The 19916-nt window shown below is 75.5% G+C and carries 14 protein-coding genes and 1 riboswitch; of the genes, 4 read left to right on the top strand and 10 right to left on the bottom strand.

Features of this window, described 5'->3' with window-relative positions; all coding sequences use genetic code 11:
• Positions 1-72 precede the first annotated feature (72 nt).
• Together ACIGZJ_RS01245 and ACIGZJ_RS01250 are read right to left on the bottom strand one after the other, a co-directional pair.
• Positions 73-1359, bottom strand: a complete 1287-nt coding sequence (locus ACIGZJ_RS01245) for a prenyltransferase/squalene oxidase repeat-containing protein (RefSeq protein ID WP_396455357.1) — start codon at positions 1357-1359, stop codon at positions 73-75.
• Between the two features lie 109 nt (positions 1360-1468).
• A riboswitch (cobalamin riboswitch) is annotated at positions 1469-1546 on the bottom strand.
• An 86-nt stretch (positions 1547-1632) separates the two neighbouring features.
• The gene (locus tag ACIGZJ_RS01250) at positions 1633-2295 is read right to left on the bottom strand and encodes a TetR family transcriptional regulator (protein WP_396455358.1); all 663 of its coding nucleotides are present in this window, start codon (positions 2293-2295) and stop codon (positions 1633-1635) included.
• A 446-nt stretch (positions 2296-2741) separates the two neighbouring features.
• Between ACIGZJ_RS01250 and ACIGZJ_RS01255 the strand changes: the two genes are divergently transcribed.
• The 3 genes from ACIGZJ_RS01255 (at position 2742) to ACIGZJ_RS01265 (ending at position 5960) form a co-directional block, all read left to right on the top strand.
• Positions 2742-4052: a glycosyltransferase family 4 protein gene (locus tag ACIGZJ_RS01255; RefSeq protein ID WP_396455359.1), complete on the top strand. Its 1311-nt coding sequence runs from the start codon at positions 2742-2744 to the stop codon at positions 4050-4052.
• Positions 4053-4161: 109 nt separating this feature from the next.
• A complete protein-coding gene (locus ACIGZJ_RS01260; protein WP_387940142.1) occupies positions 4162-4905 on the top strand; it encodes a class I SAM-dependent methyltransferase in 744 nt (247 codons plus the stop codon).
• Positions 4902-5960 (top strand): prenyltransferase, encoded by a 1059-nt coding sequence (locus ACIGZJ_RS01265; RefSeq protein WP_396455360.1) that lies wholly within the window; start codon positions 4902-4904, stop codon positions 5958-5960. The genes ACIGZJ_RS01260 and ACIGZJ_RS01265 overlap by 4 nt, the downstream gene beginning before the upstream one ends.
• An 84-nt stretch (positions 5961-6044) precedes the next feature.
• On the opposite strand, the gene ACIGZJ_RS01270 is transcribed toward ACIGZJ_RS01265, so the two are convergent.
• The 5 genes from ACIGZJ_RS01270 to ACIGZJ_RS01290 all read right to left on the bottom strand — a co-directional run bounded on the left by ACIGZJ_RS01270 (position 6045) and on the right by ACIGZJ_RS01290 (position 12174).
• Positions 6045-6980 (bottom strand): hypothetical protein, encoded by a 936-nt coding sequence (locus tag ACIGZJ_RS01270; RefSeq protein WP_392927429.1) that lies wholly within the window; start codon positions 6978-6980, stop codon positions 6045-6047.
• Positions 6981-7156: 176 nt separating this feature from the next.
• Positions 7157-8206, bottom strand: a complete 1050-nt coding sequence (locus tag ACIGZJ_RS01275; protein WP_396455361.1) for an N-acetylmuramoyl-L-alanine amidase — start codon at positions 8204-8206, stop codon at positions 7157-7159.
• A 7-nt stretch (positions 8207-8213) separates the two neighbouring features.
• Positions 8214-9626, bottom strand: coding sequence for a hypothetical protein (locus ACIGZJ_RS01280; RefSeq protein ID WP_396455362.1), 1413 nt, complete (start codon positions 9624-9626; stop codon positions 8214-8216).
• A gap of 334 nt (positions 9627-9960) precedes the next feature.
• On the bottom strand, positions 9961-10614 hold the full coding sequence (locus ACIGZJ_RS01285) for a class I SAM-dependent methyltransferase (RefSeq protein WP_396455363.1): 654 nt from the start codon (positions 10612-10614) through the stop codon (positions 9961-9963).
• 264 nt (positions 10615-10878) lie between these two features.
• On the bottom strand, positions 10879-12174 hold the full coding sequence (locus tag ACIGZJ_RS01290) for a M48 family metalloprotease (RefSeq protein ID WP_396455364.1): 1296 nt from the start codon (positions 12172-12174) through the stop codon (positions 10879-10881).
• 170 nt (positions 12175-12344) lie between these two features.
• On the opposite strand from ACIGZJ_RS01290, the gene ACIGZJ_RS01295 reads away from it, so the two are divergent.
• On the top strand, positions 12345-13442 hold the full coding sequence (locus tag ACIGZJ_RS01295) for an alcohol dehydrogenase catalytic domain-containing protein (protein WP_396455365.1): 1098 nt from the start codon (positions 12345-12347) through the stop codon (positions 13440-13442).
• A 146-nt stretch (positions 13443-13588) separates the two neighbouring features.
• Here the strand turns inward: ACIGZJ_RS01295 and ACIGZJ_RS01300 are convergent, their stop codons facing one another.
• The 3 genes from ACIGZJ_RS01300 to lanL all read right to left on the bottom strand — a co-directional run bounded on the left by ACIGZJ_RS01300 (position 13589) and on the right by lanL (position 19500).
• The gene (locus tag ACIGZJ_RS01300) at positions 13589-13768 is read right to left on the bottom strand and encodes a hypothetical protein (RefSeq protein ID WP_392927439.1); all 180 of its coding nucleotides are present in this window, start codon (positions 13766-13768) and stop codon (positions 13589-13591) included.
• Between the two features lie 624 nt (positions 13769-14392).
• Positions 14393-16411, bottom strand: a complete 2019-nt coding sequence (locus ACIGZJ_RS01305) for an alpha/beta hydrolase family protein (protein ID WP_396455366.1) — start codon at positions 16409-16411, stop codon at positions 14393-14395.
• Positions 16408-19500 carry a class IV lanthionine synthetase LanL gene (gene lanL / locus ACIGZJ_RS01310; protein WP_396455367.1) on the bottom strand — a complete coding sequence of 1031 codons (3093 nt, stop codon included), beginning with the start codon at positions 19498-19500 and terminating at the stop codon, positions 16408-16410. Before lanL ends, ACIGZJ_RS01305 begins: the two co-directional genes overlap by 4 nt.
• Between the last annotated feature and the right edge of the window lie 416 nt (positions 19501-19916).

The following is a 19916-nucleotide window of genomic DNA, read 5'->3' on the forward strand; positions in this document are numbered from 1 at the left end:
CCCGGGACGCGGACGCCCGGGACGCGGACGCCCAGGGCGCAGACGCCGCCGCCCGCGAGCCGGACGGCGTGGTCACAGCTTCGCGCCGCGCTTGCGCTGGAGGCTCAGCACCAGACCGCCGCCGATGCCGATCAGCAGCCCGACGCCGAGCAGCCAGTACTGGGAGAGGCCCCCGTCCTTCTTCGCGTCCTTCGCCGGAGCGGCGCTGGCACTCGCGCCGGAACTCGCGCCGACCGCCTTCGGCGCCGGGCCGAGGGCCGTCAGCTGCTTCACCAGGTCACTGCCGCCGAAGTCCGCCGGGTTGCGCTGCGCCGCCTGGGCGACCAGCAGCAGGGTGGCGGTGGCCGAGGCGTCGGTGCCGCCCTTCGTCCAGGCGCCGCCCTCCTTGGCCAGCCAGTCCACCGCGCCGCCCGCCTGCTGTGGGTGCCCGCCCTGGACCAGGCTGAGCGCCGCCCAGGCGGTGGCCGTGTACTCGGGCGTCGGCGCCGCGCCGGGGTTGGTCAGCGTCAGGTGCTGTCCGCCCGCCGCGAGCTGCGCCGTGAGGTACGCGCCGACCGCCTCCGCGGAGTCCGCACGCGGTACGGCCTTCTCGGTGGAGCCCTCCGCGCACGGCAGCGCCTTGGGCGCGGCGTCGGACCGGTTGGCGTTGGCGACCGGCAGCTTCCCGCCCGCCGCCGCCAGCGCGCTCTGCCCGGTGGCCAGGGCGTTCGGGGCGAGCGCGCCCGCCGTGTCCGGCTGGAAGGCGAACGCGCCGCGCTGGTCGGCGGGCGCGGCGCAGCCGAGCTGGAACAGCGCCAGCCCGTCGAAGGCGTTCCGGCCGGCCTTGGCGACGGCCGCCGGGTCCGTCCGGGTGGCGAACAGGGCGTTCACGGCCAGCCCGGTGGAGTTGGCATCACCGGGGCTGCCGGGGTTGTAGGCCCAGCTGCCGTCCGCGTTCTGGTTGGCCTTGAGCCACTGGACGCCCTTGTCCACCGAGTCCTGGTGCCCGCCGAGCGCGACCAGTGCCTGGATCGCGACGGCCGTCGCGTTGCTGTCCTCGGTCGCGGGGTCGCAGGCCGCGGCGGTGTCCGCCCGGTACGACGGCCACCCGCCGTCCGCGCACTGCTGCCCGGTCAGCCAGGAGACGGCGGAGTCGGCCGGCACCACCTTGGCACTCGCCAGCGCGGTCAGGGCGAGCGACTGCCGCCACACCCCGTCGTAGGTCGGGTCGCCCTTGCCGTACAGGCTTTCCGGGACGGCGGCGGCGCTGGGCGAGGGCGCGGTGGGCGCGGGGGTGTCGGCGAGGGCCGGCGCGGCGGCCGTGCCGGCCAGCAGGGCGGCGGACAGCGTGGCGGCGCCCAGGCGGGCGGCGGTGAGCATGGTGGAGGTGCGCCTTTCGGTGAGCGGTGTGCCGGCCCGGGCGGGCCGTTCCGTAGACCTCGACGGTGCCGGGCGCCGGTGCGCCCGGGGTGGCCGCTCGCCTCTCCCCGGGCACTCCGACTCGCCCGGCCGCAGGGCACCGGGCTCACGGTTGCGGGGTCAGTGCCGGAGTCGCACCGGCTTTCCCCGGAGGAGAAACGGATGGATTTGTCGTGCCCGTCGACTTTAGCCGCCGTACCCGCGGCCCCCGACCGCGCCGTACAGGAACAGGTTTCAGTCAGGCAGGGTGAGCAGCCGGGCCGCGGTGTACAGGTCGGCCCGCACCTCGGCGATCGAGGCGCGGCCCGACAGCCAGGCCACCAGCGCCGAGTGCCAGGTGTGCTCGATCACCCGGACGGCGGCGCGCTGGCTCTCGGAGGGCGGCCCGGACTGGCCGATCGCATCCAGGATCAGCTGCGCCGTGGTGGTGCTCACCCGGTCGACCTCGGCGCCCACCGAGCGGTCCGCGAAGGACAGCGCCCGCACCATCGCCTCGGCCAGCAGCGGCTCGCGCTGGAGCGCGTGGAACGCCCGGGTGAGGGTCTCGGCGACCCGCGGCGCCGGGTCCGGCCCGGTCGGCGGGTGCCGCCGCACCTGCTCCTGGAGGGCCTGCAACTGCTCCAGCATCACCGCCACCAGCAGGTGCACCTTGGAGGGGAAGTACCGGTACAGGGTGCCGAGCGCCACCTGGGCGCCCTCCGCGACCTCCCGCATCTGCACCGCCTCGTACCCGCCCCGGGCGGCCAGCGCGGTCGCGGACCGCAGGATCCGGCGCCGGCGCTCGGTCTGCCGGGCGGTCAGCGGCGGATCGGCCGGGCGCGCCGGGCGTGCGGCGTGCGCGGGGGCCGCCTGGGGCGCGGCGGGCGTGGGGTTCGCGGGGGTCACGGGCGACGGCAAGGGTGCTCCCGGGGCGCGGGTGGCGGTGTGCTCCAACAGGACGGGCAGGGCGGACCGGGCGTGCGGAGGACCGGCGGGACCGGCGGATTCCGCAGGGGTGCGGCGTGGCGGGAATCACCAGGCCGCGGCGTGGCGTGAATCACCAGCCCTGGCTCCTGACGGCAAGCTACGGGCCGGTATCTTCGAGGTCTCTCATTGTTCACATGGTCGATGACGAACTCCACACCACACTGAAACCTGATCTACTTTAGCGACCGGCGGCGGCGATGGCAGCCGCCGCTCGCAGCTGAAGACCCCAGCCGAAGGCCCCAGCCGAAGACCGCAGTCGTGGAACACCGGCACGGATCAGAGGCGCGGATCACCGGCACGGATCACAGGCACGGATTCAGAGGCATGGATCAAGTCATGGACAGCAACCACCGATGCAGCCGAGATGGGGGCCGAGGATGACCGCGCAGCCGCTGCGGATTGCCCTGCTGTCGTACCGCGGGGACCCGTTCTGCGGCGGCCAGGGCGTGTACGTACGGCACCTCTCCCGCGAGCTGGCCCGCCTCGGCCACCACGTGGACGTGATCGGCGCCCAGCCGTACCCCGTGCTCGACGAGGTCGACGGGCCGGGCTCGGTCCGCCTGGTCGAGCTGCCGAGCCTGGACCTCTACCGGAGCGACGACCCGTTCCGCACCCCGGCCGTGGGCGAGTACCGGGGCCTGGTGGACGTGCTGGAGTACGCCACCATGCGCACCGGAGGCTTCCCCGAGCCGCTGACCTTCTCGCTGCGCGCCCGTCAGTACCTCGCCCTGCACAAGGGCCGCTACGACGTGGTGCACGACAACCAGACCCTCGGCTACGGGCTGCTCGGCCTGGCCCGGCACGGGTTCCCGCTGGTCACCACGATCCACCACCCGATCACCGTGGACCGGCGGCTGGAGCTGGACGCCGCCCCCACCCCGCTGCGGCGGCTCTCGCTGCGCCGCTGGTACGCGTTCACCCGGATGCAGCGCCGGGTGGCCGCCCGGCTGGACCACATCATCACCGTCTCCGGCAGCTCCAAGACCGAGATCGCCGAGCACCTGGGCGCCGCGCCCGACAGCATCTCGGTGGTCCCGATCGGCGCCGACACCCGGCTGTGGTCCCCCTCCGAGGAGATCGCCCGGGTGCCCGGACGGATCGTCACCACCTCCAGCGCTGACGTGCCGCTCAAGGGCCTGGTCCACCTGGTCGAGGCGCTGGCCAAGGTCCGCACCGAGCGGGACGCCCACCTGGTGGTGGTCGGCAAGCCGCAGAAGGAGGCCGGTCCGGTCACCGAGGCGGTGCGCCGGTTCGGCCTGGAGCGGTACATCGAGTTCCGCAGCGGCCTGACCGACCAGGAGCTCGTCGACCTGTACCGCTCGGCGGAGGCGGCCTGTGTGCCGTCCCTGTACGAGGGCTTCTCGCTGCCCGCCGCCGAGGCGATGGCCACCGGCACCCCGCTGGTCGCCACCACCGGCGGGGCGATCCCCGAGGTGGCCGGCCCGGACGGCGAGACCTGTCTCGCGGTGCCGCCGGGTGACGCGGACGCCCTGGCGGCCGCGCTAGGGCGGCTGCTGGACGACCCGGAACTGCGCGCGGAGCTCGGCGAGGCCGGCCGGGAACGGGTGCTCGCCCGGTTCACCTGGGAGCGGGCGGCCGAGCTGACCGCGGAGGGCTACCGGGCGGCCATCGCCACCGGGGTCGGGCGGCGGGCCCGCTCCGGACCGGGTTGGCGCTACGTCCCCTGAGCCGCCACCGGCCGGCGCCGGACGTCCGTCCGGGCCGCCGCCGACAGCGCCGTACGCTCGTCCGGCGCAGCGTCACAAACGTCTGGTACCAAAGGAATGGGAGCCCGCAGTGCTGACCGTCGATTTCTCGCGCTTCCCGCTCGCCCCCGGCGACCGGGTGCTCGACCTGGGCTGCGGCGGGGGCCGGCACGCGTTCGAGTGCTACCGGCGCGGGGCCAATGTGATCGCCCTCGACCAGAACACCGAGGAGATCGCCGAGGTCAGGAAGTGGTTCGCCGCCATGGAGCAGGCCGGTGAGGCCCCCGAGGGCGCGTCGGCGGTCGCGATGGAGGGCAACGCGCTGGCCCTGCCGTTCGAGGACGAGTACTTCGACAAGATCATCATCTCCGAGGTGATGGAGCACATCCCGGACGACAAGGGCGTGCTCAACGAGATGTTCCGGGTCCTCAAGCCCGGCGGACTGCTCGCCGTGACCGTGCCGCGCTGGCTGCCGGAGAAGATCTGCTGGGCGCTCTCCGACGAGTACCACGAGGTCGAGGGCGGCCACATCCGGATCTACCGGGGCGACGAACTGCTCGACCGGCTCAAGGAGGCCGGTCTGGAGCCGTACGGCACCCACCACGCGCACGCGCTGCACTCGCCGTACTGGTGGATCAAGTGCGCGGTCGGCGTGGACAACGACAAGGCGCTGCCGGTCAAGGCCTACCACCAGCTGCTGGTCTGGGACATCGTCGGCACCCCGGTGATCAGCACCCTCACCAAGGCCGCCGAGAAGGCCCTCAACCCCGTCATCGGCAAGAGCTTCGTCGCCTACGCCTCCAAGCCGAACCGCGCACCGGGCGGGGTGGCGTGACCGCCGCCGTCCCCGAGGTGCTGCTGCTCGACGGGGTGCTCGACGCCGAGCAGGCGGCCGGGACCGTCCGCAGCATCCTCGCCGAGCAGCGCGCCGACGGCGCCATACCGTGGTTCACCGGCCACCACCTCGACCCGTGGGACCACACCGAGGCCGCGATGGCCCTGGACACCGCGGGCGAGCACGCCGCCGCCGAGGCCGCGTACCGCTGGCTGGCCGACAACCAGAACCCCGACGGCTCCTGGTTCGCCGGCTACACCGACGGGGAGGTCTCCAACGCGTCCAAGGAGACCAACTTCTGCGCGTACATCGCCGTGGGCATCTGGCACCACCACCTCAGCACCGGCGACGACGCCTTCCTGGAGTGGGTCTGGCCCGTCGTCAGGCGCGCGCTGGACTTCATCGTCGGCCTGCGGCTGCCCGGCGGCCCGATCTCCTGGCGGGTGGACGAGCAGGGCGGCGCGCCCGACGAGGCGCTGCTCACCGGCTCCTCCAGCATCCTGCACGCGCTGCGCTGCGGCCTGGCCATCGCCGACTACCTGGAGGAGCCGCAGCCCGACTGGGAGCTGGCGGCCGGTCGGCTGCGGCACGCCGTCGCGCACCACCCCGAGCGGTTCCTCGACAAGGACCGCTACTCGATGGACTGGTACTACCCGGTGCTCGGCACCGCGCTGCGCGGCCCGGCCGCGCTGGCGCGGATCGAACGGGACTGGGACCGCTTCGTCGTCCCCGGCCTGGGCGTGCGCTGCGTGAGCGACCGGCCCTGGGTCACCGGCGGGGAGAGCGCCGAGCTGGCCATGGCGCTCTGGGCGGTCGGCGAGTCCGACCGGGCGGTGGAGATCCTGCGCTGGATCCAGCGGCTGCGGCACACCGACGGCTCGTACTGGACGGGGTACGTCTTCGAGGACGACGCCATCTGGCCCGAGGAGCGCACCACCTGGACGGCCGGGGCGCTGCTGCTGGCGGTCGCCGCGCTCGGCGGGGACCCGGCCACCGTCGCGGTCTTCGGCGGCGAGCAGCTGCCGGCCGGACTGGTGGTCCAGGACTGCTGCTGAGCGACCCCGCCGGGGGCGCACACGGCGAAGGGGCGGGACCGGAGTGATCCGGTCCCGCCCCTTCGCCGTGCAGGGAGCGGGGCGTCAGCCGCGCTGGATGCCGGAGGTGTCGGCCAGCACGCCCTGGGTGCCGTCCTGGAGCTGGGCGACCAGCGCGGTACCGCGCTGCTCGACCGCCAGGTACCAGGTGCCGGGGACGAGGTCGCCCACCGGGGCGCCGACCGGGTTGTCCTTCGGGGCCAGCTGGCGCGGCGAGGGAACGGCGAACCAGAACGGCGCGAAGTCGGCCGCGGGGGCCGGCGACGGCACCGGAGCGGCCTGGGCCTGGGCGGGCGCCGGGGCCTGCTGGGCGGCCTGGTGGGCCGCCTGCTGGGCCGCCGCCTGCTGAGCTGCGGCGTCCTGCTGCTGACCGGCCGCCGGGTAGCCGTAGCCACCGGGCTGGCCGCCGAAGGCCGGGGCCTGGTTCGGGTCCTGGCCGGCGGCCGGGTAGCCGTACTGGCCGGGCTGGCCCGGCTGGCCGACCTGCGGGTTCGGGTAGCCGCCCGGGTAGCCCTGCGGGGCGGCCGGCTTGTCGGTGACCAGCGGAGCCTGCAGCGCGGGCACCAGCGGGCCGGCCGCGGCGGCACCCGCGAGCAGGAGCAGCGAGATGACGGCGAGCCAAGCGCCGAAGCCGTGGTCGAGGCCCTTCGGACCGCCGCCCAGCGACCAGATCGAGGTCCAGAGCGCGGCGACGGCGAAGGCGATGCCCCACTGGTCCAGCCGCAGGCCGAGCACCTGGCGGTTGGCGGCGGCGGCACCCTGGAAGCGCTGCACCAGGATCAGCACGGCGGCAAGGATGCCGAGCAGGAAGACCGAGGGCAGGACGGGGAACAGGACGCTGTCCCAGGCGTTCTGCGAGGTGTCGCCGCAGTACCTGCCGCTGCAGTCCACGGTCCAGTACGGCAGGAATGAAGCGATGAAGAGCAGGACGGCCGCACCTGCGACGGCGGCGTCTCCCCTGGTGAGAGCGCGCAGATTCACTAACGTTCCCCTCGTTGGTGTGTCGTGGACGGCGATCTTCGCGGTCGGCTGACCGGCCGGGAAACTCCCGAACGGACCAAGAGCCTAGGGCCAACCACCCCGTCGGTGCACAGCGGGCTCGGGAATGGGGCGAAGTCGTTGCAAACTGCGCGGTCCTGACCCCTTTGCCGGGCCGGCTACCGCGTGGTCAGAAACGCCGTCAGCGCGTCCGCGATTCCCTGGGCCGCCTGCTGGCGCCACTGAGGGTCCGTCATCCGCTTGGCATCCGCGGAGTTGCGCATGTTACCGCACTCGATGAACACCTTGGGGACGGACGAGAGGTTCAGTCCGCCGAGGTCCGAGCGGGTGTCCAGGCCCTGGCTGGCGACGTAGTCGGCGTACGGCTCGCCGGTGGCCGTGTGGAAGCTGTCGCGCAGCAGCAGCCCGAGGCGGTGCGAGGGCGCGACGATCGCGGAGGTGTCCGCCTTACCGGCGACCACCTTGGCGGGCATGATCACGTGGAAGCCGCTGCCGCCGGCCGGGCCGCCGTCCGCGTGCACGGAGAGCGCGACGTCGGCGTGTGCGGCGGCTCCGGCCCTGGCCCGCTCGTCGATGCACGGACCCCATGCCCTGTCGGCGTCCTGGGCCAGCACCACGGTGGCGCCCCGGGCGACCAGGATCTCCCGGGCCCGGCGGGTGACGTCGAGGGTGTACTCGGCCTCGGTGTAGCCGGCGTTGGTGGAGGTGCCGGTGGTGTCGCACTCCTTGCGGGCGTTGCCTATGTCGACCTGGCGGTTGATCTCGGTGGTGTGCTTGAAGTTGCCCGGGTTGTGGCCGGGGTCGAGCAGCACGGTGCGGCCGGTGAGGGTGGTGGCGGCCATGGGCTGCCCGCCGGGGACGGCGGGGGTGGTCGCCTCCGCGGTGGCGGGTGCCGTGGCGGGTGCCGTGGCCGGCGGGGTGTCCGGGGTGGCGGCCGAGGACGTGGTGGCCGGGGACGTGGTGGCCGGGGACGGGGCGGCCGCGGACCCGGCGGGCGAGCCGGCCGGCGGGGCGGCGGCCTCGGCGGCGCGGGTCGCCGGGACTGCGGAGGGGCTGTCGGAGCTGACGGCCTGCCAGCCCAGCCAGCCGGCCAGGCCGAGCGGCACGAGCACGGCGACCGCGGTGGTGGCGCGCAGCAGGGTGGAGCGGCGGGGCGGTTCGTCGGCCCGGCGGGTGGGGCCGGCGGGGCCTTGGGTGGTGCGGGTCACGGGTGGTTCAGATCCTGTCCTGGGTGCGCGCGGTCAGGCCGTACGTGCCGGCCATCGCGTTCCACTTCGTCACGAAGTCCTTCTTCGCCTGGGTGGCCTGCGGGTTGAGCTCGTCCGCGTGCTTCTTGTCGGCGGTGTTCGGGGCCGACCCGGAGCAGCCCTGGCCGGCCACCGTACGCGCCCAGGCGGCGTACGCCCGGTCGATGTCGGCGGACAGCTGCCAGGCGGACTTCAGCGACTGCACCGCGTCGGCGCCGCCGGGCACGTCGGTGACGGTGAGTTTGCCGAGGTCGGCGAGGAGCTGGTCGCGCTGCTTGGCCCCGGTGTCGAAGACCTGTGCCGCGCTCTCGATGTCGGCCTTGGACGGGCAGCTGTTGACCTTGGCGACCGCACTGCCGATCGGCGCCTTCGCGCCCTCGCCCCGGGCCAGCAGCTCGTCCAGCGACTTGGCCTGGGTCTGCGCGCCCGGTCCGGGGGCGCCGGCGGACGGGCTCGCGCTCGGGCTCGCCGAGGCGGGGTCGGTGGCGGCCGTGCTGGGGGCGGCGTCCGAACCGCTCGGGACGGGGGCGGGCTGCGGGTTCCCGCCGGCGGTGGTCTCGGTGGCCGAGGGGGTGGGGCCGGCGGCCTTCTCGGACGGGGAGTCGCTGCCCTGCTTCGCCCAGAGGATGCCGCCGCCGAGGGCGACGACGATCAGCAGGGCGAACGCGATCAGCAGCGGGGCCCGCTTGTTGCCGCGCCGGTCCTCGTCGTCGTCGAGGTCCTCGTAGCCGGCCGGGTAGTCCGGCTGGCCGGGGTACTGGCCGTAGCCTCCCGGGGCCTGGGCGTACAGGTCCGGGGCGGGGCCGCCCGGGCCGCCGTGGCCGTACGGCGCGGCCTGGGGGTACGGCGCGCCGTACCCGGGCGGGGGCTGGGCGGGGCCTCCCGGGGAGGCGGGCGGCTGCGGGTAGCCGTAGCCGCCCTGACCCTGGTCCTGCGGGGTGGCGTGGCTCGGGAAGCCCCGGCCGGGCGGGGCGGCCGGTGGCGCGGACGGCGCTGACGGCGGCACGGCGCGGGGGAAGGCGGGCGCGGTCGGGGCGTCGTAGCCCGGAGCGGCGGCCAGGTAGGGGCGGGCGCCCAGCGGGGGGCCCTGGTCGCCGACGCCGCCGGCCGGGGCCTGCTGCGGGCCGGGAGGGGGCGTCGGGGCGGCGGCCGGGGGAGCCGGCCGGGGCTGCTGCTGCGGGGGTTGCTGCGGGGGTTGCTGCGGGGGTTGCTGCGGGGGTTGCTGCTGTTGGTGGGGCTGCTGCTGGGGCTGGGCCGGGGGTTGGGCGGGAGGTTGGGCCTGGGCGGGGGCGGCGCCCTGCGGGCCGCGCACCCAGCCGCCCGCCCCACCGCGCGCGGTGGGGTCCCAGACCGCCGGAGCGGTGTTGTGCTGGTCCGTCATTGCGCTAGCCCCCACCGTGTGCCCGATGCTCTGCCTGGTGCTGTGCCGCTGTCGCCGGCTCCTGGCGCCCGCCGCGGTGTCGCAGCGGCGCCGGTCGCGGCGCCGCCGAGATGACCGACGCGCCGCGCGGACACCGTACCGTTCGAGCCCCCGCCCCACAGCCCCGGCACGACGTTAGAGCATCCGTGATCGCCTGTGGGGCGGGTCCGGGGATCTCGTGGACCGGCCGGGACGGCGCGGGCGGGAGGGAACGGCGGGATCCCGCGGCGGGCGGCCGGGTGTTCTCGGGGGCGGCGGGACGGGGACCGGGTGAGGACCGGGAGGGCGCGGCGGGTCAGCCGGCGGTGCGGCGCAGCACCCGCAGCGAGCCCGTCACCGAGACCTCCTCGAAGCCCTCGGCGAGCGCCCGCAGGTACACCCGGTAGGGCGCCTGTCCGCCGTCCGCCGGGTCGGGGAAGACGTCGTGCACCACCAGCAGGCCCTCCGGCGCGAGGTGCGGCACCCAGCCCTCGTAGTCGCCGGTCGCGTGCTCGTCGGTGTGGCCGCCGTCGATGAAGACCAGGCCGACCTGTCCGCCCCACAGCGCCGCGATCTGCGGCGAGCGGCCGACCAGCGCGACCACGTACTCCTCCAGGCCGGCCGCGTGCAGGGTGCGGCGGAACCGGGGGAGGGTGTCCATCCGCCCGACCTCCGGGTCCACCAGGGTCGTGTCGTGGTACTCCCAACCGGGCTGCTGCTCCTCGGAGCCCCGGTGGTGGTCCACGGTCAGCGCCACCGTGCCGGTCTCCCGGGCCGCGGCGGCCAGCAGGATCGCGGACCGGCCGCAGTAGGTGCCGATCTCCAGCACCGGCCGCCCGGTGCGGCGGGCGGACTCCACCGCCGCCGCGTACAGCGCCAGGCCCTCGTCCACGGGCATGAACCCGGTCGCGGCCTCGAACGCCGCCAGCACCTCGGGTGCGGGGCGCGTGTTCTGCAGGAGGTCGGACATGGTGCTGCTCCTCGCCGGGGCGGTGGACGGTGTGGGCTCCCGGGGTTCCGGGCGGGCCGGGTGTTCGGGGAGTTCGGGACGTTCCGGGCGCTTCGGGTGTCCGAGCGACCCGGTGGGCGGTGCTACCGCTCGCCGTCGGACCCTACTCGACGGTACGCCCGGGCGTCCTGTGGGTGCCGGGGGGCGGGGCGGCGGAGCCGGGCGCAGGAAGCCGGGTGGGCCGACTTCCTGCGCGGCTCGTGGGCGGGTCAGCAGGCCGGCAGGTCAGCCGGCCAGCAGGGCTCGGGCGACGCGCTCGCGGTGCGGGGCGAGTTCGGCGGCGATGGCGGCGGACTCGGCGGGTGTGGTGGTGATGACGGCCGGGTACGACGGGCGGCGGCCGAGCAGGGCCAGCCGCAGGTGGGTCGGCGGGTGGGTGGCGTCCACGGCGTCCTGCCGGATCGCCGAGCGGCGCAGCAGGCGCTCGCGCTCCAGGGGCGGAATGGTGGCGAGGTGCTCGCGCAGTTGCTCCCAGAGTGTGGTGGTCACCGGCTCCTGCGGCGGGCGGGCCGCACCGCGGCGGACCGTCCTGGGCCGGTGTACGAGGTCGGCCCGCAGCCGGGTCACCAGGGTGTGCGTCGCCCCGTCCAGCAGCACGGTCTCCAGCAGCCCGCGGGTCGCCGTGGTGGAGGCGGCCCGGGCGCTGAGTTTGTCCGCGTGGTACTCGGCCTGCTGCCCGGCTCGGGCGGTGAGCCGGTCGAGCTGCCGTACGGCCTTCAGCAGCAGCCAGGCCAGGCTGTTGAGCAACGCGTCGGCGACCAGCTCGGCAAGGTGCAACAGCACCGGGATCGCGGCGGTGTCCCCGGTTCGCTGACGGGGCCGGGCGAGGTCGTGCCAGTGCGCGAGCGCGCTGATCGCGGAGCCGAGCCAGAGGCCGCGCCGGTGGTCGCCGTTCACCCGGTGGGCGAGCTCGTGGCCGAGCAGGGCGATCCGCTGCTGTTCCGTCAGCGCCTCCCAGAGCGGCAGACCCAGGGTGAGGACGGAACGCCGTCGCAGGCCGACCACCGCGATGCTCGCATTGAAGCTCTCGTCGACCCGGACCACCCCGACCGGGCCGGCCCCCACCCGGGCGGCGATCCGGTCCGTCAGGCCGTACAGCGCGGGCGCCCGGTGGCGGTCCAGCACGCTCTCGCCGCGTGGGACCCGGCCGAGCCGGGGGCGCAGCAGGACGACGACCGCGAGGGCGGCAGCGCCCAGGCAGCGCAGCGGGGTGTTGCCCGTGACGAGCAGCCAGAGAGCCCAGGCGAGCAGTGCGGTGGTGCTCAGATGGACAAGCGCGGCGAAGGCGGAGGCGGCGAGCCAGTCGCGCCGTCCGGTGGCGGAACGGCCGGCGGCGAGGTCCTCGTAGAGCTGCTCGGCGCGGTCGGCGCCGTGCGCAGGCGGCTCGGCGGCCTCGGCGGCCGGGACGAGGTTCCAGTCGCAGTGGGGGCACCAGGCGGAGAAGCGGGGATCGACGTCGAGTCGCGCGCCGCACTCCGGGCAGGTCTGGACAGCGGGCGAGGTCAAGGCAGGCGTGGACACGGCGGCTGATCATGCCACGGCCGGCCGATGCGGGGCGGGGGGATTTCGACCGGTGGTCAGAAGCGCTGGCGGGGGCGGCCGGACAGCGGAGTGAAACGTGTTCTACTCCGGGCGGACGGGGCGTGCCAGAATCGGGCCCGACCAGCGATTCGGACCCCGGGAGCAACGCCATGCGCGCAGCCATCCTGCACAAGACCGGCCAGGACACGCTCGACGTCCGCGACGACGTGGTGGCGGTCGGCTTCGGCCCCGGCAAGGTGCGGGTGCGCCTGCGGGCGGCCAGCCTCTGCCACTCCGACCTCTCGGCGATGAGCGGTGTGCTGCCGCAGCCCGCGCCCTTCGTCCCCGGCCACGAGGGATCCGGGGACGTGGTGGAGGTCGGCGAAGGCGTGACCGGCGTCGAGGTCGGCGACCGGGTGGTGCTCTGCTGGATGGCCCCCTGCGGCCGGTGCGTCCACTGCGAGCGGGGCCGTGGGCACCTGTGCGTGGCCAGCCTCCGCCGGCTCGGCGCACCCGGCTTCCGGTTCGGCCCCCTGGCGGACGCCACGACCGTGGAGGCCTCCGGCTTCTACGGGACCGGGGCGTTCGCCGAGGAGGTGGTGGTCGACCGCGGCGCCGTCGTCAAGGTCCCCGCCGACCTGCCGTACGAGCTCGCCGCGCTGATCGGCTGCGGGGTGACCACCGGCATCGGCGCGGCGGTCAACACCGCGAAGGTCGAGCCGGGCGCCTCCGTCGCCGTGATCGGCGCGGGCGGCGTGGGCGTGGCGACGGTGCAGGGTGCCCGGGTCTGCGGCGCCGGGCGGATCACCGTGGTCGACCCGGTCGCCTCGCGGCGGGAGCGGGCCCTGGCCTTCGGCGCCACCGACGCCATCGCCCCCGAGGACCTGAAGGCCACGGCCAAGGGCGTACCGGGCGGCGGCTACGACTACGTCTTCGAGGCGGTCGGCCGCGGGGCCACGGTGCGGGCCGGGTACGACGCGGCCCGGCGTGGGGGCGCGGTGGTGGTGATCGGCGCCGGGGCGCAGGACGACCTCGCGCAGTTCACCATGGGCGAGCTGTTCTTCAACGAGAAGCGGCTGCTGCCCTCGCTGTACGGCGGCGCGGACGTGTCCCAGACCATCGCGCTGGTCGTCGAGCTGTGGCGGGCCGGGCGGATCGACCTGGCCGGGATGATCACGCACCGGGTCGCCCTGGCCGACGTCAACGAGGCCATCGCGCAGATGCGGGACGGCGAGGCGCTGCGGACGATCGTCACGCTGGACGCGTGAGGTGCCTGAGGTGCGTCGTTGGGCGTGTCGTGGGGCAGGGCGCGGTTTTCCGCTGACTGCTGATCGCTGACCGCTGGCCGCCGACCGGGGCAAGCGGAAGGGCCCGCCGGTGTGGCGGGCCCTTCCGGGGTTCCGTGCGGGTTCTCTCAGTTCCGGCCGGCGAGGGTGCCGAGACGGTGTCGGCCGTGCGGGTCGGCCTCCGGCGCGTCGTCGGCGGCGGAGTGGCCCCGGTGGCGACCGTGCGACGAGGTGTCCTCGGCAGTGGTCTCGTCGGCGTCGGGCCCGTTGCTCGCGGGACCGGTGGTGTCGGTGAGGGTGTCGGACATCAGAATCGTCTTTTCCGTGCGAGGGTGCAGGTGCTTCGGCGCCCGGGTGGTACCACGGGCGCGGGGCGGGCGTTGATCGGGTGTCCGGGGCAGGCATCCGATGCCGGTGCCTGATCCGGCCGCCTGACCTGACAGCCCTGACCAGGCAGCCCTGTTCGGATGCCCGAATCGGGTGTCCCAACCGGTTGCCTGACTGGGCGCCCGGTCTCGGATGCCCTGTCTCGGACACCAGGTCTCGGACGCTTGCTCAGGGGACCGGTCGGAGAACCGGCCGGAGATCCGATCGGACGCTCCGTGGTGCGCCACAGCCGGTGATCGCGGCCCTTGCCCCGGCCACCATAACGGCCGGAACGGGCGAGATCCTATCGAGATCACGAGGTGCCCCCCTGCGACCGGTGCGGCGCCGGGCGGCGGTCGGGTTGCCGCGGTCGGGTCGGGTCGGGGCGTGGTCGGGGGCGTGGACGAAACGGGGGTCGCCGTCAGGGCCGGGGCCGGCGAGGTGGGCCCCTGCCCGGAGGGCGCTGTCGGGCGCGGTGGGTGCGGACCGGCCAGCCGAGGCGGTCCACACCCAGGGCCAAGCCCGAGGCCAGGCCCGCCCCCGCAGGCCCGCCTCCCGTGTGGGGCCTAGCCCGGCCGGCCGGTGCGCAGGAAGGCGGCCAGCAGCTCGTGGAGCACCGCGGCGCCCTCCTCGGCCAGCACCTCGTGCCCCGCGCCGGCCGCCTCCACGTAGCGGAATTCGGCACCCTCGGTGCGGCCGATCCGCAGCAACTCGTGCCGCAGCGAACGGGACTGGCTCACCGGGACGACCTCGTCCCGGTCCCCGTGCACGACCAGCAGCGGTGAGCTCAGTCGGTGCGCGAGCTGGAGGACGTCGCGGGGGCCGCGGGCGTCCGCGATCGGTTCGCCGCCGCCGAGCCGCGTCGTCAACGCCCGTACCGGAGAGGACGCTTCGGCCAGCAGCCGGGCGCCGGACAGGAACGGCGCGACCACCGCACAGCGCGCGACATGGTCGGCGGGCGCGTGCGCGGCCGCCAGCAGGGCCAGGAACGCGCCGTAACTGACTCCGAACAGGGCCGGCGGCTCCAGGCCGAGGGCCGCGCGCTGGCCCGCGATGCCGTCCAGGAGGTACAGGATGTCGTCCAGGTCCGGTCCGCCCCAGGCGCCTCGGATGGCCATCGCATGCGCCAACCCGTAGCCGGTGGAGCCGCGTTGGTTGGGGGCGATCACGGCCAGTCCCGCGGCGGCCATGCGCTGGAGCGCCGGGTCGAACTCCAGCCGCCAGGCGTCCGCCGGGCCGCCGTGCAGTGCGAGTACCAGGTGCGGACTGCTCAGCCAGGCGTCCCCGCCGTACACCACCGCCTCCAACGGACCTGCCGGACCGGCGAGTTCGAGGCTCTGGGCGGGATGCCAGCGGCCGCCGTCCCCGGGCGGGGTGCTGCCGTCCAGCTGCCAGCCGGGCGGCGCGGTGCGGGAGGTGCGCGGGGTGCCGGGCTGCCACGGGAGGACGGTGTCCCGCCACGGCCCGGGCAGTCCGGAGCCGAGCGGCGCCAACTGCAGGGGCAGCGGTACCGGTCCGGTGGTCGCGACGGCCGGACCGTGGTCGAGCAGGGCGTCCACGTCCAGGGTGGCCAGCGCGGCCGGGTGGTCGGGGGAGGAGTACGGCATCCGCAGTCCGGCCTCCGACCAGTGTCCGACCGCGCCCAGTCGGCCGGGCGGCACGGCCAGGGGATCCAGTCGGCCGGCGGCTGGCCGCCACAGGGCGAGTGCCGAGCCGGCGCCGTGGTCGACCTGGACGGCCACGCGGGGGCCGTCCGCCGCCGGGCGCAGCGCGACGGGTCGCAGGAACATGCCCGCCATGTGCAGGCATTCCGGGAACCGCAGGGGTTCACCGCCGCCCAGCACGCCCCAGCCGAGCCGGTCGGTGGCGGGCGCGTCGCTGCGCACCATCGCGAAGCGGCTGTCCGGATCGAACAGCACCAGCCGGTCGTTGCTACGCTCGCCGATCTCCAGCAGCGGGGTGACGTCGCCGGTGCGCAGGTCCAGGACGACCGTGCGGACGACTCCCGCGTTCACCCGGTCGAGCGCCAGCAGGCTGCCGGCGTGGTCGAGCCAGACCCCGCCGCCGTGCAGCCCGGGGATCTCGGCGACCTGTTCGGGCTCGCTGCCGTCGGTGCGCAGCAGCCAGGCGGTGGTGGTCGGCCGGGTGTCGGTACCGAGCGCGAGGGCGACCGGCGCGCGGGACGCTCCCCGCGTGCGGGGGGCGTCGCCGGGCGGCACGGGCAGTGGCAGCAGTCGTAGTCCCGGCATCCGCAGGGTGGCCAACTGCTTTTCGGAGGTGACCGGTTCGCGCCCGGGGCCGGGATCGGACAGCAGAGCCAGATCATGCCGTTCACCGTCGTGCCGACAGACCAGCACCGAGCCGTCCGGCAGCGCGATCAGCTGCGAGCGCAGGTTCTCCGAGCGGTTCCCGGGCAGCGGCAGCGCGGTCGGTACGGCGGGGCCGGTCGAGGGGAGCAGCCAACTCTCCACGTACCAGCCGCCGTCGGCGGCGGAGGCCAGGCTGGCGGCGTGGCTGCCGTCGGCCGCGAAGGTGAAGCTGAGGCGGCGCAGCGCTTGGGTCGCCGCGCGGGTGGCCACGTTCATTTCGCACCGCCTGTCCCGGGTTCGCCTGTGGGGTGCCGACGGCCGGCGGCGGGCGGCACGGGATCCACCCAGAGCCTGGGGCCGCCGTGTCGCAGTCGCAGCAGGAAGGCCAGCGCGCCCGCCGTGCCGGTGCCGTACGCGGCGGCGCTGCCCGTGCCGGTCTCGTCCGGCAGCACGAGCAGCCCGTCGCGCAGCGCCGACCTGGCGGTCATCAGATGCGCCAACTCATCCGCGGCGCGGCGGAATTCGTCGTCACCGGTGGCGTCGGCAAGGTCGAGCAGGTACTCGCCGTTGCCGGCCAGCCCGTGGCAGGCGCCGATGCCGCTGTGCCAGCGCCCGGCCGACACCGCCCGCCCGGCGGCGAGGGCGAGCTCGTGCGCGGCGGCATCACCGGTGACCTGCCAGAGCCGGATCAGGAAGCTGCCCACGCCGGAGGATCCGCTGCACCAGTGTGCCAGTCGGACGTGCTCGGGGTCGCCGGCGCTCTGCGGCCACCAGGCCGTGTCCAGGCCGCCGCCGCGCTCCTGCCTGCCGCCGCGCTCCTGCCCGCCGCCGTCCTGCAGCCCGCCGCCGTGCTCCCGGCGGCGGGCGGTCGCGACAAGGGTGCGCCCGGCCTCGACGGCACCGGCCAACAGGTCACGGTCGCCGGTGGCCTCGGCCGCGGCCAGCAGGAAGGCCCCGACCCCCGCGACGCCGTGGGCGAAGCCGAGGTGGGTGATCCCGGCGAGCGCCGAGTCGAAGTCCTTCGGCACCGGCCACACCGTGCCGTACGGCGCACGGCGGGCGGCGGCGAGCAGCCCGTGGCCGCACCGGGCGGCCCGGGCCAGGAACTCCTGGTCGGAGCCATCCCCCAAGCCGGCCGCCGCGAGGCGGAGTTGCAGGAAACCGGAGCCGGCCGCGCCGTGGCAGACGTCCGGGTTGGGCCACTCGACCGCTATCCGGCGGGCCAACTCGGCGGCGTGCCCGGCGAGTCGCGGGTCGGACAGCGCCTCGGCGGTGTCCAACAGGGCCCAGGCTGCGCCGGATCGACCGAAGTGCAGGCCGGGCAGGACGACCGGTTCGGCGGCGCAGCGGCGCTCGACCCACTCGGCGGCGGTCCTGGTCGTCCGGCGGGCCTCCGCGCGGACCTCCTCCGGCAGACCCGCCGCGAGCGTGGCCCGGGCGAGCAGCGCCAGCACCCCGGCGGCGCCGTGCTGCACGTTGCACGGGTCGGACCGCTCCCCGGCGGGCACGGTCGGCCAGAGCCGGTCGCGCCGCAGCGGCGTGGCGGTCAGGGCCAGGTGCCGAAGCCCGTCGTGCAGGACACGGTCGATGACGGCGTCAGGCGCAGCGGAGTAGGGGAGAGAGCCGGAGTCCACGGACGGGCCCGTCGCCCCGGCGCGCACGAGTGCCTCCCGCGCCCGGTCCAGGCTCCAGCGCTGACCGGGCTCCTCCGCGCGCAGCCCGAGGACGATCGGGGCGAGGCGGCGTGCGGTGTGGCCGTCGCGGGCGGCGAGGGCGAGCCAGCGGCCCAGCCGGTCGGCGACCGGACGGGCCTGCGGCAGGTCCTCGGGCAGCAGCGGGTCGTGGCCGGTGGCGAGGAGGAAGAGGAGTCCGCCGAGCGCGAACAGGTCGGCGGTGGGTTCGGCCACGCAGACTCCCGCGTCGCCCGTCACCAGGGTGAGCCGCCCCTGTTCGGGGGCCCGGTAGCCGGGGGTGCCGGCCGTGCCCGCCCGGTGACCGGCCTCGACGGCGAGCTCCAGGTCCACCAGCCGCAGTCCGCCGTCCGGCAGCACCATGACGTTGCCGGGGGAGAGGTCGCGCAGCACCAGGCCCTGCGCGTGCACCCGCTCGACCAGGTCGAGCAGGGCGTGCGCAAGCGGTTCGGCCTCGGCCCAGTCGACGTCGGGGCTGCCGTCGCGGCGCAGCCGTGCGGCGACCCAGCCGCCGAGCGGCTGCCCGGAGATTCGTTCCTGCACAAGGAAGAGCGAGTCGTCCTGCTCGATCAGCTCGATCGGGCGCGGCGCCAGCGGCTGCCGCCCGGTCCCGCCGACCGTGCCCGGCTCGCCGGCTGTGCCCGGCTCACTCGCCCCGGCCGCCTCTGCCACCCGGTCCGGCCCGGCCGCCCCGACCGCCACCGCGGAGAGCCTGGTCAGCATCGCCGCCTCGTGCCGCAGCGCCGTCCGCGCATCCGTACCGGACCGGTCCACCTCGATGTGCGCGCGGGCCTGCTTGACCACCGCCTCCGCGCCGCTGTCCGTGTCCCGTCCGAGGAAGACCCCTCCCTTGGCGCCGTGCCGCACGGCCGCGGTGAGCGCGTACCGCCCCGCGAGCAGCACACCGCCGCGCTTCGCCGGCACCACCGGCTTCGGCGCACCCGGCCCGCCCGAACCCGGCCCGCCCGCAGCACCCGCCGCAGGCCCCGCCGCCAGCGGGTCCCGCGCCCACGGCGGGCAGCGGTACGCCGCCGCCCGCACGTCCTCGACGCGCTCCCCGTCCGGCCCGCGCAGCATCGACCGGTACCCGCCGTCGTTGCCCAGCTCGGCCCGCCCCGCGATGGCGCCGTACCGGTAGTGCACCCGGCTCCCGCGCTCGTACGGGCGGTCGGAGAGCACCACCGGGCCCGGCCGGCCCGCCGTCGCCCGGTGCAGCGCGGCCGCGAGCCGCCGGAACTGCTCGTCGCCGACGGGGTAGACCGTGATGAACTTCCCCGCCGAACCCCGGTCGCTGTTACGCGAGTTGATCTCGTGGAGCCGCTCAGGCCCGGCGGCGAACTTGAAGGTGCAGGGGTCGTCCGCGAGCACCGCGACGACCGCCGCCAGCACCTCGCCCCCGACCGCCGAGGCCGCGCTCACATGGATCTTCCAGCCCTCCTCGGCCGGCTCCAGCGAGGCGGCCACCCGCAGAGCAGCCTCCCGCGAGCCCGACGCCGCCGGCCTGGCCGTGCACCAGAAGCCCTCGACGGCGACCTCCCAGTCGCCACCGCCTCCCCGGCCCCCGGCACCGGCCAGCGCCGCCCGCGTCGCCTCCGGCCACGGGCCGGCCGCATCCGGTCCGCGGCCCGCCGATTCCCGTGCCCCGGCCGTCCGCAGCGATGTGCCCGCGCCCATCTGCATCCACATCCCTTCGTCCCGGTCGACGCCCGGCGGTGCCCACTGCTCCGGCACCCGGGAGCACGGCCACGGCCTGGATCGGTTTCTCGGAAGTGCGGGAGCGCCGCCCCGGCCGCGTCCGCCCGGGCCCTGCCGCTGTCCTGACCCGCCTGCCGGCGGAGCGCCTTCCCGACCCCCCGGTCGGGGCAACTCCCGTTCTCAGAAGTGAAGTTACTTTCGAGGTCGGGACGGTTCAACGCGAATCCGGTCACTTCACTCGTAAGGGTGATCCGGCCTGTATTTCGAATATGTACGAGCAGGCCGGTGTGAGCAGAACCCGCCGGGCTGATCACGGCAGGTGACCCCCGGGTCGCCGGCGGGACCGCACGGCCCCCGGGTTGACGTGCATCCGTACGGTCGGCGCCCACCTGTGC

Origin of the sequence: Kitasatospora sp. NPDC052868 (assembly GCF_044547105.1) — a bacterium.
Lineage (GTDB): Bacteria > Actinomycetota > Actinomycetes > Streptomycetales > Streptomycetaceae > Kitasatospora.